This window comes from Kitasatospora sp. GAS204B (genome assembly GCF_029892155.1).
In the GTDB taxonomy this organism is placed as follows: domain Bacteria; phylum Actinomycetota; class Actinomycetes; order Streptomycetales; family Streptomycetaceae; genus Kitasatospora.
Map to the genome: position 1 here is coordinate 413,180 of NZ_JARZAG010000002.1, position 23,238 is coordinate 436,417.

Here is a 23,238-nt window from a genome sequence, read left to right on the forward strand (position 1 = left end):
TGGTTCAAGGACACAGTCCCAGTCTCCGTCCCAGGTCGGACCGCATGGTGTTGGCGGGGTCGAGGCGGGCCCGCACCGCGCGCCAATCCTCCAACGACCCGTACATCGCGTCGAAGGCGGCGCGCCCGAGGCGGGCGTCCTTCGCCAGGTAGACCCGCCCGCCCGCCTCGGCGACGCGCCGGTCCAGCCGGTCCAGCGTCGCCCGCAGCCGGCCCCGGGCCAGCGTGCCGCCCACCGGCAGGTCGACGGCCAGCGACCAGCCGGGCAGCGGGAAGGAGAGCGGCCCGGCGCCCGCCGTTCCGAACCGCTTCACGGTGCCCAGGAACGGCGCCGCCCCGGCCCGGCGCAGCGCGGTCAGCGCCTCGCCGAGCAGTCCGACGGCCGGCTCCGGCACCACGAACTGGTACTGCAGGAAGCCGCGCGGGCCCAGCGCCCGGTTCCACTCGCGGACCGCGTCCAGCCGGTGGAAGAACTCGGGCAGGCACTGCACGCTGTGCCGCTCGCGCGGCGCCCGGCGGTACCAGAGTTCGTTGAAGGCCCGCGCGGTCAACGGGGTGAAGGGACCGACCGGCAGCCGGGGCGCGCGCGGCGCACGCCCCGGCGTGTAGCGCAGCTCACCGCCCGAGGCCAGGTGGTCGCCGCGGTCCACGATCCCGCGCCCCAGCGCCCGCCCGCTCGCGGTGGTGTCGATCCAGGCGACCGCGTACCGGCTGCCGCGCGAGGCCGCGTCCAGCTCGTCGAGCAGCGCGTCCAGGTCGGCGACCCGCCGCGAGGTGACCCGCAACCGGTCGCTGCCCAGCGGCAGCAGCCGGATGGTGGCGGCCAGGATCACGCCGGTCAGGCCCATCCCGCCGATGGTGGCCGCGAAGGCCTCGCCGTCCTGATCCGGGGTCAGCACCCGCAGCCGCCCGGTCCCGTCCAGCAGCTCGATGCTCTCCAGCCAGTGCCCGATGCTGCCGTCGCTGCGCTGGTTCTTCCCGTGCACGTCGGCGGCGATGGCGCCGCCGACGGTCAGCCGGCTGGTCCCCGGGAGCACCGGGAGCAGCAAGCCCGCCGGGACCGTGTGGGCCAGTAGCTGTCCGAAGCCGACCGAGCCGGCCGCCCGCACCGTGCCGCCCAGCGCGTCCAGTTCGACGGTGCGGCCGGTGGCCGGGGCGAGCACCACTCCCCCGGCGTTCTGCGCGGCGTCCCCGTAGCTGCAGCCGGCCCCGCGGGCCAGCAGTCCGCGCTCGGCGCAGCCCGCGATCAGCTCGCCCAGCGCCTCGGTGGGCAGCGGGCCGTGCACCTCGCTGCGGCTTCCGGTGCTGCGCCCCCAGCCCTGCAGCAGCACATCCGCCTGACCTTCCGTCATGTCGTCCCCGCTGCCACGAAGAGCACCAGCCATACCAACTCGCATCCCAGCATCGGTCCGTCACGGGTGATCAGATCCTCGACCTTCGCCATGGTGGCCCGGCCGGTCAAGCGGTCGAACCGCAGCAGCGCGGCGGCCAGCGGAAGCACCGTCACCAGGTGCCAGTCCACGGCCCAGCGGGACCCGTTGAGCAGGGCCCAGCCGAGGTAGGCGCCGATCATCGCCATGCTCACCGCCCGCTGCGCCAGGCGCAGCCCCCGCGGGGTGTAGCGGCGCAGGCAGGGCCGGTGGCCGACGGCCGCCGGGCCCAGTGCCGCCAGCTCGGTGTACCGCTTGGAGATCGCCACCAGCAGCGCGCCGAGGCTGCAGACCAGCACGAACCAACCGGACGGGGCGACCGCCGCGGCGGCCGCGCCGCCTATCGCGCGCAGCACGAACCCGGAGGCCAGCATGGTCAGTTCGAGCACCGGGAGGTGCTTGAGGGTGGCGGAGTACAGGAAGGACATGGCCAGGTAGCCGGTCAGGCAGGCGGCCAGGCCCGCACTGGAGATCACCAGCGCGCCGGCCTCGGCCAGCGCCACGCAGGCCACCGCGACCGCGAGGGCGTGCCGTTCGGCCAGGTCGCCGCTGGCCACCGGGCGGGTGCACTTGGCGGGGTGGTGCCGGTCGCGCTCGGCGTCGGCCACGTCGTTGACGAAGTACACCGCGCAGGAGGCCAGGGTGAAGACCACGAAGGCGACCAGGGCGCCGCCCAGGCCCTCGATCCGGCCGCGGTCGGCGGCGGCCACCGGCGCCGCGAAGACCAGCAGGTTCTTCGGCCACTGCCGGGGCCGCGAGGTGCGCAGCACCGCGCGCGGCAAGCCGATCCGGGCCGCCCCGGGGTCGGGGGCGGGTTGGAGTTCGGGGGCCGGGAGCACCGGCGGCTGCGCGGTCATCGGGCGTACACCGCCGTGAAGTCACGGCTGGTCGGCTCGAAGTACCGGTCGGCGGGCCGCTCCTGGTCGGGCAGCAGCTTGGTCGACGTGGGGTTCGCCGGGTCGGTGCCCGGCTGGTAGTAGTTGTACGACATCCAGGCCGGGTTGATGTCCAGCTGCATCGCCTGCACGCAGCCGGCCTGGTGCAGCAGGTCGGCCAGGGTGCGCACGGAGAGCGCGGGCCCGTAGACGTAGATCAGCCGGCCGTCCTCGGTGATGCCGACGCCCGAGCGCCAGACGAAGAACTTGCCGCCGATGGTCAGGCCCCAGCCGCTCTCCACGTTGCGGTCCACGTCGTCGGGCACGGTCGAGTGGTCGACGACCAGGCGCAGGTTCTGCCGCACGCCCACCACGTCCGGGGTCATCGAGACCTCGTCGCCCCAGCTGCCGACGGTGGTGTGGCCGTCCTTGTAGAAGACCAGCGAGCCCGCGCCGTCCCGCAGCGTGCCGTGGGTGACGCCGTTGAGGTAGAAGCCGCCCTGCGCCTCGGCCACCTTGAAGCCGCCGTTGAAGCTGGCCAGCAGGCCGTCCCTGGCATCGGCCGGGATGTTCGGCGGCACGCCCCAGTTGTCGGGGCCCGGGTCATCGGTGCCGGGGTGCAGCTGGAAGCGGGTCAGGCGCTGGTCCATCGAGACCACGGCGGCCAGGTAGGAGGTGTGCTCGCTGTCCGGGCGCAGCATCGCGCTGAGCACCGACGGGACGCCCCGGGAGCTGCCGATCACGTGCCAGGCCCCCTCCCCGGCGATCGGGTCGCCGGCCGGGGAGACCAGCGGGGCCGGGTTGATCGGCGCGATGGCCGGGGCGCCGGGGTGCTTGTTCTCGGCGCTCGCCACGGCGGACGGCGTGGTGGGGGACAGGCCGCCGGGGGCGAGCGCGATGGTGGGACGGCCGCCGACCTTGGGCGGGTTCATCTTGTACTGGGCGGTCTCCAGCCCGGTCACCACCGGGCCGAGGTGGTGGTCGCGCGCCCACTCGGCGATCCGGGCGACGGCGCCGTCGTTGCCGGGCGCGAGCAGCGCGCTGCCGAGGGAGTAGCCGAGCCAGGTCAGGAAGACCAGGAAGAGGCCCAACGTCACCTGCACCGGGCGCTTGCGCAGCAGGCGGCGCAGCCACCCGCGGCGGCGCGGGACGGGGGCCCGGGGAGCCTCGCCTTCCTCGGCCACGGTCCGGGGTTGCTGGGTGGGGGATTGCTGGGTCTGGGGTTGCTGGTCCGCTTCGGGTTCGGTCGACGATGCCACGCCACTCTCTCCCTGCACTGGCGGCACCACCCAGTCGCGGGCGGGCAACCCGGTGCGGCGGGGCGGACCGCGAACTCCTCTGGCGTGCTCCAGCTCACCGTGGCCCCGGCCGCCCGGCGACGCGGCGCAGGCGCCGGGCCGCACCCCGGCAGCGGACCCGGCGTGGCGTCACCGGGCGGCATGAGAAAGTGAAGTGACGAGCCGTCAGATCAGTGGACCGAGTCCTCGGGCATCACCCGGTCGGGCGCATCCCTACGGGCCGACGATCCGCACCGGCAGCTGTGCCAGCACGGTGCGCAGCGAGTCCGCGAAGCGGTCGTACTCGGCGCCGCGGGCCGAGCCGGGGCGGGCGGCCAGGCCGATCCGGCGCCCTGGTGCCGGGTCTGCGAAGTGGACGGCGGCCAGCCGGTCGGCGCGCCCGGACTCCACCGCCAGCGCGGTGGCCGGCAGCAGGGTGACGCCGAGTCCGCCGGCCACCAGCTGGACCAGGGTGGAGAGCCCGGCGGCCCGGGTGGAGCCCCCGGCCGGGTCGGCGCCCACCTCGCGGCACAGGTCGAGCGCCTGGTCGCGCAGGCAGTGGCCCTCCTCCAGCAGCAGCACGTCCAGGTCGAGCAGCGCGTCGCGGGGGACGTCGGTGCGCCCGGCCAGCGGGTGGTCGGGCGCGGTGACCAGCACGAAGTCCTCGTCGAAGAGCGGGATGTCCCGGGTCGGCGCGCTGCCGCCGGCGGGCAGCGCGAGCAGCAGCAGGTCGAGCCGGCCGCCGGCCAGGCCGTCGAGCAGCGCGGCGGTGCGCTCCTCGTGGACGTGCAGGTCGAGGTGGGGGTACTGGTCGCGGACCAGGCGCAGCACGGTCGGCAGCAGGTAGGGCGCGACGGTGGGGATCACGCCCAGGTGCAGCGGCCCGGTGAACGGGCGGCGGGCCGCCTCGACCTCCTGGGTCAGCTCGTGCAGGGCGGCCAGCACCCGGCGCGCGTGCACGGCCACCCGCTCACCGAGGGGCGTGATGATGACCTTGCGTGTCGTACGCTCCACCAGCTGGGCGCCGAGCGACTCCTCCAGCGCGGCGAGCGCGCCGGAGAGCGCGGGCTGGCTGGTGCCGACGGCGGCGGCGGCGTCCCGGAAGTGCCGGTGCTCGACCACGGCGAGGAAGGCGCGCAGCTGCGCGAGCGTCGGCGTCCTGGGGCGGGCCGACCCCGATCCGTGCTGGGTACTGATAACTCACTCCGATCAGATGGATCGAGTCTAGCTATTTCACTGATCACTGACGGCTGTGTCACTGTTGGATCACGTCGGGATCCGTCGAATCATAGGCAATCCGGACACACTCCCTTCATTTTCCACACCCAGGAGAAGCGAACGTGCTGACGATCGGCGACAAGTTCCCCGAGTTCGACCTCAAGGCCTGCGTCAACCTGGACGCCGCGACCGCGTTCGCCGATATCGACCACAAGACCTACGAGGGCAAGTGGAAGATCGTCTTCTTCTGGCCGATGGACTTCACCTTCGTCTGCCCGACCGAGATCGCCGCGTTCGGCAAGCTGAACGAGGAGTTCGCCGACCGTGACGCGCAGATCCTGGGCGTCTCCGGCGACTCGGAGTTCGTGCACCACGCCTGGCGCAAGGACCACGCGGACCTGCGCGACCTGCCGTTCCCGATGCTGGCCGACATCAAGCACGACCTGATGCGCGCCTGTGGCGTCGAGGGCGAGGACGGCACCGCCCAGCGCGCCGTCTTCATCGTGGACCCCAACAACGAGATCCAGTTCGTCATGGTGACCGCCGGCTCGGTCGGCCGTAACCCCAAGGAGGTCCTGCGGGTGCTGGACGCCCTGCAGACCGACGAGCTGTGCCCGTGCAACTGGACCAAGGGCGAGGACACCCTGGACGCCGCCACCCTGCTGGCCGGCTGACCCATGGCGCTCGACGAACTGAAGGCGGCACTGCCCGAGTACGCCAAGGACCTGAAGCTCAACCTGAGCGCGGTCATCGGCAACTCGGACCTCCCGCAGCAGCAGCTCTGGGGCACCGTGCTCTCCTGCGCCATGGCCACGGCGAGCAAGCCGGTGCTGGCCCAGCTGGAGCCGCAGGCCAAGGAGTTGCTCTCCGAGCAGGCGTACACCGCCGCCAAGGCCGCTGCCGCGATCATGGCGATGAACAACGTCTACTACCGCACCACGCACCTCCTCTCGGACCACGAGGAGTACGCGAAGCTGCGGACCGGGCTGCGGATGAACGTCATCGGCAACCCGGGCGTCGAGAAGATCGACTTCGAGTTCTGGTGCTTCGCGGTCTCCGCGATCAACGGCTGCGGCCAGTGCCTGGACTCGCACGAGCAGGTGCTGCGCAAGGCCGGCGTGGACCGCGAGACGATCCAGGTCGCGATCCGGATCGCCGCCGTCGTGCAGGCCGTCGCCTCGGTGCTGGACGCCGAGGCGCAACTGGCCTGAGGCCGCTAGTTTCCGGTGGGGCCCCACTTCGCGAAGTGGGGCCCCACCAGTGTGTTCAGGCCCGCCACCGTCTGCGGACCGAAGACCAGCGCGGCCCGGGGCGCGGTGCGCAGCCGCAGCATCTCGTAGAGCACGTCGGCGAACGGCTGCACGGTGAGCGCCTGGGCGACCAGCGCCGCTTCGTCCCGTTCGTCGTGATCCGCCAGCCGGGCCAGGTCGCGCAGCATCGAGCGGCAGCGCACGTAGGCCTGGGCCCGGCCGCGCTCCAGCACCGGGCGGTCCAGGCCGAAGATCTGGATCGTCTCGCGGCCCTTGGGGGTGCGCGGGCGGTAGGCGCCGGTGGCGAGCACCAGGTCGAGGTGGTCGGCGGGCTCGTCGGCGGTGGGGTCGATCAGCAGTGCCCGGCCGTGCCGGTCGGTCGGGTAGAGGTCGCGCTTCTGGTTGCTGTTGCAGAAGGCACAGGCCCACAGGTGGTTCAGCCAGTCGAAGGCGCGCTGCGGGGCCATCGCGATCGGCTGGAAGTGGTCGATGCTGGTGCCCTCGCTGTCGCCGCAGTACATGCAGCGGGAGAGCCCGGCGGCCATCGCGACCAGCTGGGTGCTCAGATCGCGCCGGATGGTGCGGCTGTCGCGCCACAACTCCCGGGCGCCGCCCCGGTACTCCGGCAGCCGCTCGGTGCGGGCCGCCATCCGGTCGGCCAGCTCCTCGGGTAACGGCCGCCGCTGCAGCGGGATCATCTGGCGCGTCCCAGCCGGGCGGCGACCTCGTCGACCCGGGCGGTCAGCGAGCTCATCAGCCGGTCGGTGAGCTCCTGGTACTCCGCCAGTTCCTCGTCGGTGGAGTCGCCGGCCAGCACCTTGCCCTCCAGGTCGCCGATCCGTCGGCGGGCGTCCTCGGCCCGCGCGGAGTAGGGCGACTCCAGGCCGAACAGTTCGGAGAGGACCGCGTCGTCGCCGCTGCCGTAGACGATCCGGCGGTACAGCTCCTCGCTGACCGGCTGCGGCGGGGCGTCCTCGTCCAGCCCCGCTATCCGGATCAGCCCGCCGGGGTCGGCGGCCTGGCAGATGTACGGGCTGTGCGTGGAGACGATGAACTGCACCCGTGGGAAGTGCGCCTTGAGCCACGGCCCGATCCGCTGCTGCCAGCTGACGTGCAGGTGGGCGTCCACCTCGTCGATCAGCACGATGCCCGGCAGGGTGATCGCGCCGTGCTCGTCCTGCGGGAGGCTGCCGTAGCAGTTCTGGAACTGGCGGACCAGGTCGAGCACCAGGGCGGCCACCGTGCGGTAGCCGTCGCTGAGCTCCCGGAGCGGGAAGTCGGGCCCGCCGACGTTCAGGTCACCGTCCCCGGTGCGGTGCACCCAGAGACCGTCGGAGTCGACCCGGGAGACCGCGAAGCCGTCCGGCAGCAGGCCGTCCGAGAGCAGCGCGCTGACCACGTCCAGGGCCTGCTGGGCACCGGGGCGGCCCTCAAGACGGCGCACGTGCTGGTCGATCAGCCAGGAGACGCCCTCGGCCAGCGACGCCTCCTCGTGGAAGAGGGTGGCCAGCCGGCCGACCGGGCCCGCCGAGAGCATCAGCCGCTGGCTCTCGCCGGCCCCGCCGAGCAGCCGGCGGAACGGGCCGTAGCCGGCGAAGAACCAGCCGCGCGGGTTCTCCGCCCAGGGGCCGCGCTCGGGGCTGGCCGAGCCGAACGCCTCCAGCTCCGGACGCGGGCCGCCGGCGGGGCGAGTCCACTGCAGGCCGAGCTTGAGGTCGTACTTGGGCGCCTTGCCGCTGCCCGCCAGCCGGTCCACCGACCAGTCCGGGCGGACGAAGGCCTGCACCCAGCCGGCCCGCTCGCCGGCCGTCAGCCAGCCGGAGAAGTCACTGACCAGGCTGCGCGCCACCGAGGGCCCGCCCAGGGCCAGCGCCAACGCCCGCAGCAGCGTGGTCTTGCCGGCCCCGTTGCGCCCGGCCAGCACCGTCCAACCGGCCTGCGGAAGCTCCAGCTGCCGCACCTCGCGAGCCGGTGTGAACCCGCGAATGCCCGAGATGCCCAGCCTGGTCACATACATGACGCCACTTTAGGAGGTGACGGGCTGCTCCGGGGAGAGGTCGGACAGCTTCGGGGCCGATTGCACCGCCACGTCCTGAGTGGCCTCGTGCGCGGCCTCGTGCGCGGCTTCGTGGGCGGCCTCCTGGGCCGCCTCCAGCGCGATGAAGACCTCGTCGGCGGCGGCGTTGCGGCGGCGCAGGTGGCCGACCACCGTGTTGGTGACCGCGATCAGCGGCACCGCGACGATCGCGCCGCCGATCCCGCCGATGATCGAGCCGGACGCCACCCCGAGCACCACGCCCAGCGGATGGACCCGCACCGCGCGACCCAGGATCAGCGGCTGCAGCAGGTGACCCTCGATCTGCTGGACGGCCACCAGCACCGCCAGCACCATGCCGGCCGTGTAGACGTCCTTGGTGACCAGCGCGATCAGCACCGCCAGGGTGCCGGTGACCAGCGCGCCGACCAGCGGCACGAAGGCGCCCAGGAAGATGATCACGGCCAGCGGCATGGCCAGCGGCACCCCGAGCAGTTGGATCCCGATCCCGATGCAGAGCGCGTCGATGAAGGCGACGAAGACGGTGCCGCGCACGTACGCGGTCAGCGTGGACCAGGCCTTCGGCCCAGCGCCGGCCATCGCGTAGCGGGACTGGCGGGGCAGCCCGCGCAGCAGCCAACTCCAGATCGTGGCGCCGTCGTAGAGCAGGAAGTAGGTGGTGAAGGCGCCCAGCAGCACGCCGGTCACCACCTCGATCACGATGCCCACGGTGGTGAACCCGAGCGAGGTGATCTGGTTGGTGTTGCTGGCGATCGCGTTCTTGAGCTGGGTGGTGAAGTCGTTCAGCTGCTTGTCCGTCAGGTGCATCGGACCCTTGAGCAGCCAGTTGTGCAGGGTCTGCACACCGTTGCTGGCCTGGTTGGAGACCTCGGCGATGTTGGTGCTGACCTGCCAGAAGACGAACCAGCCGACCAGACCGATGCCGACCAACCCGGTCAGGAAGGTGCCGGTCGCGGCCAGCGAGCGCGGCACGCCGTGCCGCTTGAGCCAGGAGACGGTGGGCTCGAGGAGCGCCGAGATCAGCACACCGGCCAGCAGCGCGAAGGCGACCAGGCGCAGCATGTCGACCACGTAGAAGATGACGTAGAGCGCGGCGCCCAGCAGCAGCAGCCGCCAGGTGGACTCGGCGGCCACCCGCAGCCCCCAGGGCACCGCCTCGGCCGGGCTGGCCGGGCGGCCCGGGTGCGGGTCGCGCGGGCGCGGCTGCTCGCGGTACGGGAGTTCGCGGGGTGTCGGGGCCGGCCGCGGCGCGGGTGCGGCCGGCGGCGGCGTCGCCGCCGGCTCGGTCGCCGCTTCGGGCAGCACGGCGAGCGAACCGGTCTGCTCCGCCTCGACGGCGGCCCGACGGCGCTCCGCCAGTCGGCCCGCCAACGACGCGCTCCAGGCCACGACCTTGGCGGTCGTGCGGCCGCGCTGCCCACCCCGTGCCATCTGGTCCGCCCTCCGGTTCACCGCGGGCCGGCTGCCACGGTGTGCGGTACGACGCTACCCGCCCGGTTCGGCCTTCCGGCGCCCGGGCTCGAAAAACGCGCGCGCCCCCGGCCGGAACGGCCAGGGGCGTCGCACGCTGTGGTGGATCTAGTACCAGCTGTGGGCCTGCCAGAACGACCAGGCGCCGCACGGGCTGCCGTAGCGGTCGTTCATGTAGCCCAGGCCCCACTTGATCTGGGTCTCCGGGTTGGTCCGCCAGTCCGCGCCGACCGAGGCCATCTTGGAGCCCGGCAGCGCCTGGACCAGACCGTAGGCACCGGAGCCCGCGTTGGTCGCGGTGTAGTCCCAGCCGCTCTCGCGCGTCACGATGTTGCTGAAGCACTGGAACTGGGTGCTGTCGCCTATGATCCCCTGCGCGAGCGCCTGCACCGAGCCCGGACTGACCGAGACGGGCGGCGCCGCGTTGGTGACCGCCATCTGCGACTTGGCCTTCGCGAGCGCGGCCGCCTCCTGCTGCGCCTGCTGCTGGGCCTTCGCCTGGGCCGCGGCCTTCGCCGCCGCGTCCGCCGCCGCCTTGTCCGCGTCGGCCTTGGCCTGCGCGTCGGCGGCCGCCTTCAGGCGGGCAGCCTCCTCGGCGGCCTTCTTCGTCGCCGCGTCGGCCGCCTGCTGCTGGGCGACGGACTGGTTGGCGATGTTGTCACTGATGGCCTGTGCCTGGGTGGCTGACGGGACGTCCGCGAGCAGGGTGGACCCCGCGACGTCGACCGACTGGGCGGGCGCGGCTTCGCTGCCCGAGGCCACACCAACGACGGCACCGACTGCGGTGACTGCGGTGGCGGAGGCCACAGCAACTCCCCGGACCGAGATCCGAGTCACATGGTTTCCTTCCAGCGTCGCCCCCGCGTGACCGTGGGAACGCAACATGCCCCTGGTCGCTGGCCTCCACCTGGTACTGGTCACGGGAGACACTGGCCCGGCGCCCGTTGCCGGACGAGCCGGTGCGGGCAAGGAGTTCGGGCGGCGTACGACCATCCATATCCAGTTGACGCCCAACCAGCGGGCCGTACGCGGGGCCTGACAGAGACCTCACCATGCCGCACGAGGACACGGCTGCGCAATTCCCGATTGCGTGGCGAAGCTCACATCATCCGCTGGAGCGGGAATTGGCCGTTCGGCGGACACCGTGCGGTGCGATGTGCAGACGATCCGCCCGGTTCGCGGCCAACGCCGGGAACCGGGCGGATCGTTCGTGTGCCGATGCGGCAGACCTACCGGCCGCTCAGGGCTGGATGTCCTCGAGCATCTCGGTCACCAGCGCGGCGATCGGGGAGCGCTCGGAGCGCGTGAGGGTGATGTGTGCAAAGAGCGGATGCCCCTTCAGCTTCTCCACCACCGCCACGACCCCGTCGTAGCGCCCCACGCGGAGGTTGTCCCGCTGCGCCACGTCGTGGGTGAGCACCACCCGCGAGCCCTGGCCGATCCGGGAGAGCACCGTGAGCAGCACGTTGCGCTCCAGCGACTGCGCCTCGTCCACGATCACGAACGCGTCGTGCAGCGAGCGCCCCCGGATGTGGGTGAGCGGCAGCACCTCCAGCATCCCGCGGGAGATCACCTCCTCGATCACCGCGGGCGTGGTGACCGCGCCCAGGGTGTCGAAGACCGCCTGCGCCCACGGGCTCATCTTCTCCGACTCGCTGCCCGGCAGGTAGCCCAACTCCTGGCCGCCGACCGCGTACAGCGGCCGGAAGACCATCACCTTGCGGTGCTGGCGCCGCTCCAGCACGGCCTCCAGGCCGGCGCAGAGGGCGAGCGCGGACTTGCCGGTGCCGGCACGGCCGCCGAGCGAAACGATGCCGACCTCGGGGTCGAGCAGCACGTCCAGCGCCACCCGCTGCTCGGCGCTGCGCCCGCGCAGCCCGAACGCCTCGCGGTCGCCGCGCACCAGCTTGACCCGCCCGTCCTGGGTGACCCGCCCGAGGGCCCGGCCGCGCTCGGAGGTGAGCACCAGCCCGGTGTGCACCGGCAGCTCCTCGGCGCCATCGATCGCCACCGCGGCGTCGTGTGGGGCCCCGAACAGGTCGTCCACCTGGTCGGCGGCGACCGGCAGTTCGGACATTCCGGTCCAACCGGACGTGATCGCCAGCTCCGCCCGGTACTCCTCGGCGAGCAGGCCGACCGCGCTGGCCTTGATCCGCATCGGGAGGTCCTTGGAGACGACGGTGACGTCGTACCCCTCGGCCTGCAGATTGCGGGCGACCGCCAGGATCCGGGTGTCCGCCTCGCCGCCGCCGAGCCGGTAGCCGGCCGGGAGCACCGAGGTGTCCGAGTGGTTCAGCTCGACGCGAATCGAACCGCCGATCTCCCCGACCGGGATGGGCTCGTCGAGTCGGCCGTAGCGGACTCGGAAGTCGTCGAGCAGGCGCAGGGCCTGGCGGGCGAAGTAGCCCAGTTCGGGGTGGTGCCGCTTGGCCTCCAGCTCCGTGACCACGACCACCGGGAGCACCACCTCGTGCTCCTCGAACCGCGTCATGGCGAGCGGGTCGGCCAAAAGCACGCTGGTGTCAAGGACGTACGTGCGCCGGTCTGGTGTCCGGCGGCTTTTGGTACTGACCACTAGGCCTCCAGGGCGGGCGACCCTGCGTCGCCCGCGGCTCACCGGCCCCCGCGACCCCGATGGGCAGGGTGCCGGTCTGCCATGTGTATGCCCTGACGAGGCGTCGGGCATGCTTGCTCATGCGAAGTCCTGGATCACTTCTCATGAACGTTCAGTGGTGGTCAGGCCGTCTTGACGAGCTTCTCAGCCGCCGGTCAGGAACTCTTCAGCCGCCGTAGCGGCGGTGCCGCTGTTCGTACGCGCGCAGCGCCCGCAGGAAGTCGACCTTGCGGAAGGCCGGCCAGTACGCCTCGCAGAAGTAGAACTCGCTGTGCGCGCTCTGCCAGAGCAGGAAGCCGGACAGCCGCTGCTCGCCCGAGGTCCGGATCACCAGGTCCGGGTCCGGCTGGCCCTTGGTGTAGAGGCGCTCGGCGATGTGCTCGACGTCCAGGAGTTCGACCAGCTCCTCGATCGAGGTGCCCCGGTCGGCGTGCTCCTGGAGCAGCGAGCGGACCGCGTCGGCGATCTCGTGCCGACCGCCGTAGCCGACGGCCACGTTGACCGTGATGCCCTCGAGGTGCGCGGTGTCGGCCGCCGCGGTCTTCAGGATGTCGGCGGTCCGGCTCGGCAGCAGGTCCAGGGTGCCGATCGGGTTGACCTTGTACCGCTTGGCCTCGGCCAGCCCGGTCACCGCGTCCTCGATGATGCCGAGCAGGGCGACGAGTTCCTCGGGCGGCCGGCTGAGGTTGTCGGTCGAGAGCATCCAGAGGGTGACGACCTCGATGTTGGTCTCGTCGCACCAGCCGAGGAACTCGGTGATCTTGTCGGCACCGCGCTGGTGGCCGAACGCCGCCGTGCCGCCGGCCGCCTTGGCCCAGCGGCGGTTGCCGTCCATGATCACGCCGACGTGGTGCGGGGTCCTGCCGAGGTGGGCCTCGACCCGCTGTCCGTAGAGGCGGTACATGCCGCCGAGAACGGTCCTCAGACCCGGCGTGCGGTCGACGAGATCGCGCAGACCCATTCGTTGCCCCTCTGAGCTTGACCCCTTGACCCCCGTGGTCCCGAGTGGCCTTGGCTGCCACGGGTCCTGGAGCAGCGTACTCCGGCTCCGTGAGGAGGAGGAAAGCCGCAGGTCGGGCGCGGTGACGGAGACGGTCGGAGCCCCGCTTCCTTAAAGAATGCGTAAGGCGACGGCCAGATGCTTGACGCATGCCATTGGTCTAGTCCAGCTTGTTCGCAAGCAGTTGCGGGTTCAGCCGCCGGCCGTCCCCTCCTTCTCCCCTTCTTCTTCCTTCCTGCGGTCCCCCTCCCCCACGCGGGGCCGCCGCGCCCCCACCGCGGCGGTCCCTCTCCTCCTCCCCACAGGAGAGTTCGTCATGTCCCGTACCGTTCCCCCGTCCCACCGCCGACGCCGCCGCACGCTGCCCGCGCTGGCCGCCGGCACCACCGCGCTCGCCCTGGCCGGCGCCGGACTGGCCGTCTTCGCCGGTGGCGCCAGCGCCGCGGTCGGCAACCTGGTCAGCAACAGCGGCTTCGAGTCCGGCCTGGCCGGCTGGACCTGTACCGGCACCGCCGCCGCGGTCTCCTCGCCCGTGCACAGCGGTTCGCAGGCGCTGCTGGGAACGCCCAGCGGCTCGGACACCGCGCAGTGCAGCCAGACCATCGCGGTGCAGCCCAACTCCAGCTACACGCTGGCCGATTGGGTGCAGGGGCCGTACGTCTACCTGGGTGCGAGCGGGACGGGTGCCTCGGGCGGGGACCCGAGCAGCTGGTCGAGCCAGAGCAGCTGGAACCAGCTGAGCAGCACGTTCACCACGGGTGCGAGCACGACGAGCCTGACGGTGTACGTGCACGGGTGGTACGGGCAGAGCGCGTACGGGGCGGACGACATCACGCTGACGGGGGCGGGTGGGACGCCTACGCCCACGCCTACTCCCACGCCGACCCCGACGCCTACTCCCACCCCGACGCCCACTCCCACGCCGACGCCCACTCCCACGCCGACACCTACTCCGACGCCGACCCCCACGCCGACGCCGACCACCACGCCGCCGTCGAGCGGGCTGCCCAAGCACGTCATCACCGGCTACTGGCAGGACTTCGACAACGGCGCCACGGACCAGAAGCTCGCGGACGTCCAGAGCAACTACGACATCATCGCGGTCTCGTTCGCCAACGCCGACCCGTCCACCCCTGGCGGCATCACCTTCTCGATCGACCCGACGCTGGCCACCAACCTCGGCGGCTACACCGCCGCCCAGTTCAAGGCGGACATCGCGGCCAAGCACGCGGCCGGCAAGAAGGTCGTCCTCTCGGTCGGCGGCCAGAACGGCGCGATCACCGTCGGCGACGCCGCCTCCGCCGCCAACTTCGCCAACAGCGCCTACTCGCTGGTCCAGCAGTACGGGTTCGACGGGGTCGACATCGACCTGGAGAACGGGATCAACCCGACCTACATGGCGCAAGGCCTGCACACCCTGGCGGGCAAGGTCGGCAGCGGCTTCGTCCTCACCATGGCCCCGCAGACGCTGGACATGTACACCAGCAGCAGCGCCTACTTCCAGCTCTCGCTGAACGTCAAGGACATCCTGACCGTCGTCAACACCCAGTTCTACAACTCCGGTGGCATGCCCGGCTGCAACGGCACCGTCTACAACCAGGGCACCGAGGACTTCATCACCAGCCAGGTCTGCACCTACGTGCAGGGCGGCCTCGCCCCGTCCCAGATCGGCATCGGTGTCCCCGCCTCCAGCCAGGCGGCGGGCGGCGGCTACGTCAACTCGACCGTGGTGGACAACGCGCTGGACTGCCTGGCGAGCGGCACCAACTGCGGCAGCTTCGTGCCGCCGGCCAAGTGGCCCACCATCCGCGGCGCGATGACCTGGTCGACCAACTGGGACGCCAAGAACGGCAACGACTTCTCCACCAACGTGGGCAACCACGTCCACGCGATGCCGTAGCGCATTCCCGAGCCGACGGGGTCCGCCGCACCGAGCAGGTGCGGCGGGCCCCGCTCTCGTCGCCACAAGAAGTCGCTACAAGAAGCGGGCGGGCACGCGTTCTCTTGTCGCGCGCATCGCCGCGCGGGCCCGGGCCGCTCCCGCCGCCGTGTGCTCGGCCCCGCCGCCGATGGCGAGCGTGCGACTCGGGTCGGCCCGGCCGCCGCCAGCGGCGCAGGCGCGGCAGCGGCCGGGGCGCGGGACGGGGTCGTGGCAGCGGTCGCACTCGCGCAACGGGGTGGGCGCCTGCGCCGCAGCAGGCGGCATCTTCCGCTCAAGGCGGTAGCGCAGCAACTCGACCGGGGCGATGACCTTGGCGGGCAACGACCCCAGCAGCGCCCGGCCGAGGTCTGCGGCGGTGCTGCCCAGCTCCAACCACCGGGCCACCAGCGGCGCGAGGTCGTGCGCCTCGCGCTCACCCAGCCGCAGTCGGGGCTCGGGGCGGAGCACCCGGTAGAGCGTGGCCACCGCTTCGCGGATGGCCGCGTTGACCGGGAGCAGGGGGAGGGTGGGCTTTTCCACCTGGTCCTTTTTCTCTTCACTGCCACAGGGGCCGGGCCCCGCTGCACCGGGTCCCGAACGGGTGACACCCGGCGCCACCAGCTGCGGAGTGTCGAAGACGTGGATCTCGCTCCGGATGGTCCCGTCGGACAACCGCGTGGTCACCACCCAGTAGTAGCCGGCAGCGATCAACTCCTTGATCGCCCGGCGGATCGCCGCGCGGCCCTGGGGGCTGGAGTCCGCCATCCGGCGACCGTCCTCGCGCCAGCCGTCGGGGCGGGAGAGGAGGTCGACGAGCAGGCCGCGCGCAGTGTAGCTGAGCGTGCGGTCCTGGAGGAGGCGATTGGGAAGGGCAGCGTACGCGCGCGAGAGCGCGCTACGATGGATGTGCATGGAGAGGGCCTGAGTCTCTTTGTGCCGCGCCCCGGGGTGTTGGAGCACCGCCGGGGCACATGCATGTTCTGAAAGATTGTCAGAAACCTAGCACGGGCTTGATCGCGATTCGGCCGATCGCCCGATTGTGACTGATAGTCAGTCAGTTTGCCTGCATTCTTTCAGTTTTGATCAGGTCCAACAAGCACCCACACCCGCTTCCCGATCCCCTCGCGCGGCCCGCACCCCCACGCGAGCGAGAGTTTCTCCACCAGGAGCATGCCGCGCCCCGATTCGCCCTCGGCAGCGGAGGCTTGGCAGACCACGGGGACAGAGCTGCTCGGGTCCTCGACCGCGATCCAGAGCTGCTCGCCGTCGACCTTGAGGCCGATCCAGATCAGCTGGCCGGTGCGGGTGCCGTGCACGAGGGCGTTGGTGACCAGCTCGGACAGGACCAACTCGCCCTTGTCGAGGAAACGTTCGCCCTCCTTGACGGAACTGAGCGTCCGCGTGAGGAAGCGGCGCGCCTTGCCCGGGGACCGGTTGCTGCGCGGCAGCCAGCAGGAGTCGGAGGCGGTGAGGTCCTCAGGGTCCTCGGTGTTCACGGCGACCTCTTCTCGATAAGTCCAGATGCTTTCCCCGGGTTACCAGATTGGCGAAAGACGAAGGTTCTCACCACCCCTTCACCGATACCAACGCCTGTGAATGAAACGAGACTTGCAAATGTGTTCGATGGATCGGGGGCAGTCGGCCATCAGCACGGTGCCAATGGCCGACCAGCCCCTTCACCGACTTTCAGGGCACCAGCACGATCTTCCCCCGGGTGTGCCGCCGCTCCAGTTCCTCGAACGCGGCGCGCACCTCGGTCAGCGGGAACTCGGCGGCGATCGGGACCTCCAGGGCGCCGTCGGCGATCAGCGCCACCAGCTCCGCGAGCACGTCGACGGTGTCGGCCATCGCGCTGCCGTCCGCCTTCACCCCGTACTCCTCGACGGCGGCGAAGTCGATGATCGTGTTGATCCGGGTCGGGTCGACGCCCAGCTCGACCGCGAGCTTCACGTAGCCGCCGCCGTAGGTGTCGACGAACGCGTCGATCCGGCCACCTGCGGCCTCGCGCAGCCGCTCGTCCAGGCCGTCGCCGTACGCCACCGGGGTGATGCCGTGCGCGCGCAGCCAGTCGTGGTTGCCCGGCCCCGCGATGCCGATCACCTCGACCCCGGCGCGCTTGGCCAGTTGCACGACCAGGGATCCGACGCCGCCCGCCGCCCCGGAGACGGCGACGGTGTCGCCCGGCTTCAACTCCACGGCGCGGACGGCGGCGTAGGCCGTCGACCCGGCGACGAAGAGCGAACCGCCCACCGCCCAGGGCACGTTCGCGGGCCGCGGGGTCAGGTCCTTCGCCTCGACGATCGCGAACTCCGCGTGACTGCCGCGCCGGTAGGTGAAGCCGATCACCTCGTCACCGACGGCGAAGCCCTCCGCCCCCGGGCCCACCTCGGCCACCACGCCCGCCAGGTCGCTGCCCTCGCCCGAGGGGAAGGTGGCCGGCCAGCGGTCGTGCAGCGCTCCCCTGCGGATCATGGCCTCGCCGGGGTTGATCCCCGCGGCCTTGACCTGGACCAGCACCTCGCCCTCCCCCGGCACCGGGCGGGGCACCTCCACCACCTGCAGGACGTCGATCTCGCCGTACTCGTTGAACCGCACTGCCTTCGGCATGCTGTGCTCCCTCGTCCGTCGCACTCGCTTCTCAGGCTGTAACAGAGACGGACCCCCGGCTATGCCGGGAAGCTCGATCCACCGTGCGCCGATCGGGCTGGCCCACCAGGAGACCAGCAGGCTGAGCAGTCCGCTGGTGGCGACGGCGACCAGGCCGACGAAGAGGAGCTTGACCGCGAGCCAGCGGGTGCGGGTGATGCTCTGGTTCCAGCTCAGGCGGTGGGTGCCGGCCTCCAGCTCGCGGGCGATCAGCGGCGCGCCCCAGAAGGCGCCGAGCAGGCCGGGCACGGCGACCACCAGGCCGCTGACGACGTAGTACTGGACGTCGTACTGGGAGGTCAGCGCGGAGAGCGCCGAGCCGCAGGCGCCGCCGCTGGTCCGGCAGCCGGCCAGGGTGCTGTCGTAGGAGTGCCGCAGCCGGCTGCCGGTGATCAGCAGCAGGATCGCGGCCACGGCCAGCGCGCCGGCGGCGACGAAGACGTGGGCGCGAAAGGGCATGAGGAAACGACGGCGGCCCACCGCCCGGATCGGGCAGGTGGGCCGCCGTGGTCGACGGTGCGTCAGAGGCGGGTCACTCCTCGGCGAGGAGTTCGCCGATCACGTGGCGGGCGAGGGCGGCCTTGGCCGGACTGGTCTCCAGGTAGTACCAGAGCTCGTTGAGCGCGATCGACAGCGTCCAGCCCTGGGCTCGGGCCCAGGTCGCGTCGTCGTCGGCGGCGGCCCCGGCCCCGGCCCGGAAGAGGGCGCGGGCCTCGGCGGGGAGCAGGTACCAGGCGGCGATCAGGTCGACGGCGGGGTCGCCCAGACCCAGGCAGCCGAAGTCGATCACGGCGCTGAGGCGGCCGTCGGCCAGCAGGACGTTGCCGGGCTGCAGGTCGGCGTGGATCCAGACCGGTGGCTCGGCCCAGGCGGGTGCCCGCAGCGCCCTGTCCCAGCAGGCGGTGGCCGCGTCGGTGTCGATCAGGCCGGACACCTTGGCGAGGGCGGCACGGGTCGAGGCGTCGCGGGAGGCCAGCGCCTCGGCGCGCCAGGACGGCGGTGCGTCGGTGGGGTCGAGGCCGCGCAGCACGGCGATGAAGTCGGCCAAGTCGGCCGCGAGAAGGGCTGGTTCGGGTGTCCGGCCGACGGCCGGCGGTTCACCCGGCAGCCAGCGGTAGACGGACCAGGCGAACGGGTAGCCCTCGCCCGGGACGCCGAGACCGAGCGGGACGGGGACGGCGACCGGGAGCAGCGGCGCGAGCCGGGGCAGCCAGCGGTGCTCGAGCGGCACGTCGCGCGCCGCTCCCGGGGTGCGGGGCAGGCGTACCACCAGGTCCTCGCCGAGCCGGTACATGGTGTTGGAGGTGCCGGTGGCGTCGGCCGGCCTGACCGGGAGTCGGGCCCACTGCGGGAACTGGGCGGCCAGCAGTGCCCGGACCAGGGTCGGGTCGGTCTCGGCCTCGTCGGCGTGCAGTCTGCGGGTGCTCACGGGGTGATGCAAGCGGGGCGCCGATCGCGCGTCAACCGATATAGGCGGCGGGCGTGTTAGCGCTGCTGTCGAGGGCCTTCAGTTCTGCTAACTGTGCACGCGGGGCTCGCCGGGCCACAGTGGTCGACTGTACGCGTTCCCGCTGTCCCCGAGGAGTCCGGCCCATGTCCCTGCCGCACCGTGTCACCGCCTGCGCGGCGGCACTCACCGCCGTCCTGGCCCTCGGCGGCTGCCAATCCACCGGCCCCGGCCCCGGCCACGCGGCCCCCGGCGGCGGGGTCGCGCCCGGCCCGCCCGCCCCCACCGCGGCGAACGGCCCGCGCTGGACGATCTCGCTGCCGGACACCGTGGCCGGCCACCCGAGGATCACCCCCGGCGCGGCCCAGCTGAAGCAGATCACCGACTCCTGGGCCCAGACCCGGGCCAAGGTGGGCGCGAACGGGCAGGTGCAGGTGGGCGTCTACGACGACCAGGCCGAGGACGCCTACCTGATCGTCACCGGCGTCAGCGGCAGCGGCTTCGACCCCTCAAGGGTGAACACGCTCTCCACCGCACCGGCCGCGACCAGGGACACCGACGGCAACGCGGTCACCAACAACTTCCAGAACGTCGACCCCGGTCCGCACGGCGGCTCGGACACCTGCGACGAGGTGATGGACGAGGCGCGGTCGATCCAGGGCACCATGGCGGCCGAGAACACCAGTTGCTTCTGGATGACCGGGACGACCTTCGGCGGGATCACCTTCTACAACAAGCAGGACGGCAAGATCAACTTCCACTCCGTCGACATCACCGCCCAGGTGGCCGGGCCGATCATGGTCGCTGTCCGGACCGACGTCGAGCACCAGGGCTGAGGGTCGGCAACTCGCGGCTGGTACGGGCTCGTTCAGCCGTGCTAACGCACCGCCAGCACGGCCACCAGCGCACCCAGCAGCATGCACGGCCCGAACGGGAGCGGGTCCTTCGCCTTCGCCCGCCCGGTGACCAGGAGCAGCAGGCCCCACAGCGCCGCCAGCAGGAAGCCCGCGAAGGCGCCGTCGAAGACGGCGCGCCAGCCGTACCAGGCGAGCAACGCGCCCAGCGTCAGGGCGAGTTTGGCATCCCCCAGCCCCATCGGGCCGAGCACCGCCAGCACGCCGTACAGCAGCCCCAGCACCACCCCGGCGGCCAGGCAGCGCAGCAGGACGCCCGGGCGGTCGAAGCCGCCGAGCGCGAGCAGCAGGGCCGTGCCGACGCCGAGTGGCAGGGTGAGCGCGTCCGGCAGGCGGTGCACGGCGGCGTCCACGAAGGCGAGCACCACGGCGAAGAGCGCGACCCAGCCGAGCGCAGGACCGACCGGCCAGGCCGCCGCCGCGCCGACAGCCATCCCGGCGCCGACGGCGGCCAGTTCGACCAGCAGCGGGGCCGGCCCCCGCCCCGCCCGGCAGGACGGGCAACGCCCGGTCGGCGGCAGCCACCAGGCGGCCCGCCCGCACTGCGCGCAGACGGCGAGCGGCGCACCGGCCGGCACCGCGTACCGGGTGGCGGCGGCCCGCAGGACGGGGGCGGCGGCGGCACCGGCGAGCGCTCCGAAGATCAGTCCGATCACGTTCGTCCTCCTCCCCTTCGCGCGGTGCGGCTATGCCCCCGTACGCTCTTGGCGCTCAAGCCCGTACGCCCGTACAAAGCAGGGGGACGCTCAGCATGGAACCGTTGGACAGCACCGATCCACAGGCGATCGGTCCCTACCGCCTGATCTCCCGGCTCGGCGTGGGCGGGATGGGCCGGGTCTACCTGGCCCGTTCGGCCGGCGGGCGCACCGTCGCCGTCAAGGTGGTGCGCCCCGAACTCGCCGGCGACAGCGAGTTCCGCGAGCGCTTCGCCCGCGAAGTGGCCGCCGCCCGGGCCGTCGACGGCGCGTACACGGCGCCCGTGGTGGACGCCGAACCTGACGGGGCGTTGCCCTGGTTGGCGACCAGCTACGTGCTGGGGCCGAGCCTCACCGACGCCGTGCGCGACCACGGGCCGCTGCCCGAGCAGTCGGTCCGCGCGCTGGGCGCCGGGCTCGCGCAGGCGCTGCGCGCCGTGCACGCCGCCGGGCTGGTGCACCGCGACCTCAAGCCGTCCAACGTGCTGTTGGCCGCCGACGGCCCGCGGGTGATCGACTTCGGCATCGCGCGTGCGCTGGACGGCGACCAGATGACCCGCACCGGCATCGTGGTCGGCTCGCCCGGCTACATGTGCCCCGAGCAGGCCGCCGGGCAGCCGATGGGCCCGGCCGGCGACGTCTTCTCGCTCGCCTCGGTGCTGCTCTTCGCCGCCACCGGGCACGGTCCGTTCGAGAGCGAGTCCGGCCCGGCCGCGCAGCTCTACCGGGTGATCCACGACCAGCCGGAGCTGGCCGCGCTGCCGGACGGGCTGCGCCAGGCGGTGGCCGCCTGCCTGGCCAAGGACCCGGCCCGCCGCCCCACCCCCGAGCAGCTCGGCGCGATGCTGGCGCCCGAGGGCGCGGACGCGATCCTGCGCGACGGCTGGCTGCCGGTGCCGGTCGCCTCCGCGATCGCGCGGCACGCCGCCACCGTGATGGACCTGGAGACGCCGACGCACGGGACCGCCGCGGGCCCGAGCGCCACGGCCGGCACCGGCAGCGCGTACTCCCCGACCCGCACCGACGGGGTGGCGGTGCCGTTCGAGGGCACCATGAAGCTCGGCGCCGCGCCGACCACCGCAGCGCTCACCACGTCTGACGCTCCGTCGAACTCCCGGCGCCGGCTGCTCTTCGCCGGCGGCGGGCTGCTCGCGCTGGCGGCGGCGGGCGGCGCGGCCTGGGCGATCGAGAGCGGCGGCAGCTCGAAGACCGCCGACGGCCCGGCCAAGCCGGCCCCCGGCGGCTCGCCGGGGGCCTCCTCGACCGGCGCCGCGGCCAACTCCTCGGCCAACTCCGCGGCCGGCGCCCAGCCGTTGCCGTCCGCCACCCAGAGCCGCGCGGACGGCGTCCCGCCGCAGCCGCTGTGGACCTACAACGCCACCGGCCGGCTCTCCTCCTCCCCCGTGGTGGTCTCGGGCGGCATGGTGCACCCGCAGGGCGAGGCACTGATCGGCCTGGACGGCGCCACCGGCAAGGTGGTCTGGAGCCGTCCGGACGTGGACGCCACGAACGCCGCGGCCAGCGGCGGCAAGGTCTACGTCAGCGCCGGGAACGGCGCGGCCGGCTACGACTCGGCCGGCGGGCAGCCGGTCTGGCAGTCCACGACCACCGACCCGAGCGGCAACCTGATCTCCACCGACAACCTGCTGGGCGCCGACGACAAAGCGGTCTACATGTTCGCGGCGATCCTGCCGAAGGGCGAGATCACCACCACCGGGACCGACGGCGTGGTCGCCTTCTCGATCGCGACCAAGCAGCAGCTCTGGTTCCAGCCGCGGAAGAAGGGCACCGACCCACTGGTCGACAGCCAGGCCTGGGGCGGCAACCTCTACTACACCGACGACCAGGAGAACCTGGTCGCCCGCAGCGGCCAGGACGGCCACCAGATGTGGTTCGCCGCCACCGGCGCCAAGGCCGCCTACCCGGCCGCCTTCGACGCGACCCAGGCGTACTGCCTGGCCGAGGGCCGGGGCCTGCAGGCGGTCCGGTTGACCGACGGCACCCAGCAGTGGGAGATCAAGGTCCCGGCGGGCGAGCAGCGGATGTTCGAACCGATCACGGTGGCGGACGGGGTGGTCTACGGCAGCGACGGCACCTTGACGGTGGGCGCCTGGGACGTCAAGACCGGCAACCAGCTCTGGTCCTGCCCGTTGCCGCAGCGGGCCTCCTGGGTCTCGGCCCCGGTGGTGGTGCAGCAGACCCTCTTCGTGCCGTCCAACGACGGCGGCGGCATCTACGCCGTCGACACCAAGCAGGGCAAGATCCGCTGGAACTTCACCAACGGCCAGAACGCGACCTCCGACTGGTACCTGGCGACCGACGGCCAGCGCCTGTTCGCCGCCTACGGAGGGACGATCTACGCGCTGCCGCCGGTGTGACGAGGCCGCTCGGTGTCGAGGGCGGCGGCCGGTGTGCGGGCCGGCCGC

General features: G+C 72.5%; 20 protein-coding genes. 5 read left to right on the top strand and 15 right to left on the bottom strand.

Translation table 11 applies throughout. The annotated features are described in order from the left end of the window. Positions 1 to 4: 4 nt before the first annotated feature. From P3T41_RS04465 to P3T41_RS04480, 4 genes are all read right to left on the bottom strand, one after another. Positions 5 to 1,351, bottom strand: a complete 1,347-nt coding sequence (locus tag P3T41_RS04465) for an FAD-binding oxidoreductase (protein ID WP_280687809.1) — start codon at positions 1,349 to 1,351, stop codon at positions 5 to 7. Further along, on the bottom strand, positions 1,348 to 2,286 hold the full coding sequence (locus P3T41_RS04470) for a decaprenyl-phosphate phosphoribosyltransferase (RefSeq protein WP_280687811.1): 939 nt from the start codon (positions 2,284 to 2,286) through the stop codon (positions 1,348 to 1,350). Before P3T41_RS04470 ends, P3T41_RS04465 begins: the two co-directional genes overlap by 4 nt. Next, positions 2,283 to 3,563, bottom strand: a complete 1,281-nt coding sequence (locus P3T41_RS04475) for a phosphodiester glycosidase family protein (protein WP_280687813.1) — start codon at positions 3,561 to 3,563, stop codon at positions 2,283 to 2,285. The genes P3T41_RS04470 and P3T41_RS04475 overlap by 4 nt, the downstream gene beginning before the upstream one ends. A gap of 252 nt (positions 3,564 to 3,815) precedes the next feature. Further along, the gene (locus P3T41_RS04480) at positions 3,816 to 4,778 is read right to left on the bottom strand and encodes a LysR substrate-binding domain-containing protein (RefSeq protein ID WP_280688047.1); all 963 of its coding nucleotides are present in this window, start codon (positions 4,776 to 4,778) and stop codon (positions 3,816 to 3,818) included. A 143-nt stretch (positions 4,779 to 4,921) separates the two neighbouring features. Here P3T41_RS04480 and P3T41_RS04485 point away from each other — a divergent pair, with 143 nt between their 5' ends. Then, positions 4,922 to 5,473, top strand: a complete 552-nt coding sequence (locus P3T41_RS04485) for a peroxiredoxin (RefSeq protein WP_280687815.1) — start codon at positions 4,922 to 4,924, stop codon at positions 5,471 to 5,473. Between the two features lie 3 nt (positions 5,474 to 5,476). Beyond that, a complete protein-coding gene (locus tag P3T41_RS04490; protein ID WP_280687816.1) occupies positions 5,477 to 6,010 on the top strand; it encodes a carboxymuconolactone decarboxylase family protein in 534 nt (177 codons plus the stop codon). A gap of 5 nt (positions 6,011 to 6,015) precedes the next feature. Here the strand turns inward: P3T41_RS04490 and P3T41_RS04495 are convergent, their stop codons facing one another. The 6 genes from P3T41_RS04495 to P3T41_RS04520 all read right to left on the bottom strand — a co-directional run bounded on the left by P3T41_RS04495 (position 6,016) and on the right by P3T41_RS04520 (position 13,150). After that, positions 6,016 to 6,747, bottom strand: a complete 732-nt coding sequence (locus tag P3T41_RS04495; protein ID WP_280687818.1) for a hypothetical protein — start codon at positions 6,745 to 6,747, stop codon at positions 6,016 to 6,018. Beyond that, a complete protein-coding gene (locus tag P3T41_RS04500) occupies positions 6,744 to 8,066 on the bottom strand; it encodes an ATP-binding protein (protein ID WP_280687820.1) in 1,323 nt (440 codons plus the stop codon). The genes P3T41_RS04495 and P3T41_RS04500 overlap by 4 nt, the downstream gene beginning before the upstream one ends. A 9-nt stretch (positions 8,067 to 8,075) precedes the next feature. After that, positions 8,076 to 9,536, bottom strand: a complete 1,461-nt coding sequence (locus P3T41_RS04505) for an AI-2E family transporter (RefSeq protein WP_280687822.1) — start codon at positions 9,534 to 9,536, stop codon at positions 8,076 to 8,078. A gap of 147 nt (positions 9,537 to 9,683) precedes the next feature. After that, on the bottom strand, positions 9,684 to 10,412 hold the full coding sequence (locus P3T41_RS04510) for a transglycosylase SLT domain-containing protein (protein WP_280687824.1): 729 nt from the start codon (positions 10,410 to 10,412) through the stop codon (positions 9,684 to 9,686). 403 nt (positions 10,413 to 10,815) lie between these two features. After that, positions 10,816 to 12,150, bottom strand: a complete 1,335-nt coding sequence (locus P3T41_RS04515; RefSeq protein WP_280687826.1) for a PhoH family protein — start codon at positions 12,148 to 12,150, stop codon at positions 10,816 to 10,818. A 205-nt stretch (positions 12,151 to 12,355) separates the two neighbouring features. After that, on the bottom strand, positions 12,356 to 13,150 hold the full coding sequence (locus tag P3T41_RS04520) for an isoprenyl transferase (protein ID WP_280687827.1): 795 nt from the start codon (positions 13,148 to 13,150) through the stop codon (positions 12,356 to 12,358). Between the two features lie 355 nt (positions 13,151 to 13,505). Between P3T41_RS04520 and P3T41_RS04525 the strand changes: the two genes are divergently transcribed. Next, a complete protein-coding gene (locus P3T41_RS04525; RefSeq protein ID WP_280687829.1) occupies positions 13,506 to 15,089 on the top strand; it encodes a glycosyl hydrolase family 18 protein in 1,584 nt (527 codons plus the stop codon). Positions 15,090 to 15,164: 75 nt separating this feature from the next. On the opposite strand, the gene P3T41_RS04530 is transcribed toward P3T41_RS04525, so the two are convergent. The 4 genes from P3T41_RS04530 to P3T41_RS04545 form a co-directional block, all read right to left on the bottom strand. After that, positions 15,165 to 16,022: a hypothetical protein gene (locus tag P3T41_RS04530; RefSeq protein ID WP_280687831.1), complete on the bottom strand. Its 858-nt coding sequence runs from the start codon at positions 16,020 to 16,022 to the stop codon at positions 15,165 to 15,167. 161 nt (positions 16,023 to 16,183) lie between these two features. Beyond that, entirely contained in the window at positions 16,184 to 16,606 is a 423-nt protein-coding gene (locus tag P3T41_RS04535) for an ATP-binding protein (protein ID WP_280687833.1), read from the bottom strand. Between the two features lie 190 nt (positions 16,607 to 16,796). Continuing rightward, entirely contained in the window at positions 16,797 to 18,215 is a 1,419-nt protein-coding gene (locus tag P3T41_RS36905) for an NADP-dependent oxidoreductase (protein WP_348533626.1), read from the bottom strand. 73 nt (positions 18,216 to 18,288) lie between these two features. Next, a complete protein-coding gene (locus tag P3T41_RS04545) occupies positions 18,289 to 19,185 on the bottom strand; it encodes an aminoglycoside phosphotransferase family protein (RefSeq protein WP_280687835.1) in 897 nt (298 codons plus the stop codon). A gap of 164 nt (positions 19,186 to 19,349) precedes the next feature. Between P3T41_RS04545 and P3T41_RS04550 the strand changes: the two genes are divergently transcribed. Beyond that, positions 19,350 to 20,039, top strand: a complete 690-nt coding sequence (locus P3T41_RS04550; RefSeq protein ID WP_280687837.1) for a hypothetical protein — start codon at positions 19,350 to 19,352, stop codon at positions 20,037 to 20,039. 41 nt (positions 20,040 to 20,080) lie between these two features. Here the strand turns inward: P3T41_RS04550 and P3T41_RS04555 are convergent, their stop codons facing one another. Beyond that, a complete protein-coding gene (locus P3T41_RS04555; RefSeq protein WP_280687838.1) occupies positions 20,081 to 20,773 on the bottom strand; it encodes a prepilin peptidase in 693 nt (230 codons plus the stop codon). A 104-nt stretch (positions 20,774 to 20,877) separates the two neighbouring features. Between P3T41_RS04555 and P3T41_RS04560 the strand changes: the two genes are divergently transcribed. Next, the gene (locus P3T41_RS04560) at positions 20,878 to 23,190 is read left to right on the top strand and encodes a serine/threonine-protein kinase (RefSeq protein WP_280687840.1); all 2,313 of its coding nucleotides are present in this window, start codon (positions 20,878 to 20,880) and stop codon (positions 23,188 to 23,190) included. Positions 23,191 to 23,238: the final 48 nt, after the last annotated feature.

What these genes read in the sequence shown, in the direction of transcription:
- P3T41_RS04520 (WP_280687827.1), bottom strand. Translation starts at nt 13,150, where the DNA reads ATGGGTCTGCGCGATCTCGTCGACCGCACGCCGGGTCTGAGGACCGTT.
- P3T41_RS04495 (WP_280687818.1), bottom strand. Translation starts at nt 6,747, where the DNA reads ATGATCCCGCTGCAGCGGCGGCCGTTACCCGAGGAGCTGGCCGACCGG.
- P3T41_RS04470 (WP_280687811.1), bottom strand. Translation starts at nt 2,286, where the DNA reads ATGACCGCGCAGCCGCCGGTGCTCCCGGCCCCCGAACTCCAACCCGCC.
- P3T41_RS36905 (WP_348533626.1), bottom strand. Translation starts at nt 18,215, where the DNA reads ATGCCCTTTCGCGCCCACGTCTTCGTCGCCGCCGGCGCGCTGGCCGTG.
- P3T41_RS04500 (WP_280687820.1), bottom strand. Translation starts at nt 8,066, where the DNA reads ATGTATGTGACCAGGCTGGGCATCTCGGGCATTCGCGGGTTCACACCG.
- P3T41_RS04550 (WP_280687837.1), top strand. Translation starts at nt 19,350, where the DNA reads ATGTCCCTGCCGCACCGTGTCACCGCCTGCGCGGCGGCACTCACCGCC.
- P3T41_RS04505 (WP_280687822.1), bottom strand. Translation starts at nt 9,536, where the DNA reads ATGGCACGGGGTGGGCAGCGCGGCCGCACGACCGCCAAGGTCGTGGCC.
- P3T41_RS04490 (WP_280687816.1), top strand. Translation starts at nt 5,477, where the DNA reads ATGGCGCTCGACGAACTGAAGGCGGCACTGCCCGAGTACGCCAAGGAC.
- P3T41_RS04465 (WP_280687809.1), bottom strand. Translation starts at nt 1,351, where the DNA reads ATGACGGAAGGTCAGGCGGATGTGCTGCTGCAGGGCTGGGGGCGCAGC.
- P3T41_RS04525 (WP_280687829.1), top strand. Translation starts at nt 13,506, where the DNA reads ATGTCCCGTACCGTTCCCCCGTCCCACCGCCGACGCCGCCGCACGCTG.
- P3T41_RS04530 (WP_280687831.1), bottom strand. Translation starts at nt 16,022, where the DNA reads ATGCACATCCATCGTAGCGCGCTCTCGCGCGCGTACGCTGCCCTTCCC.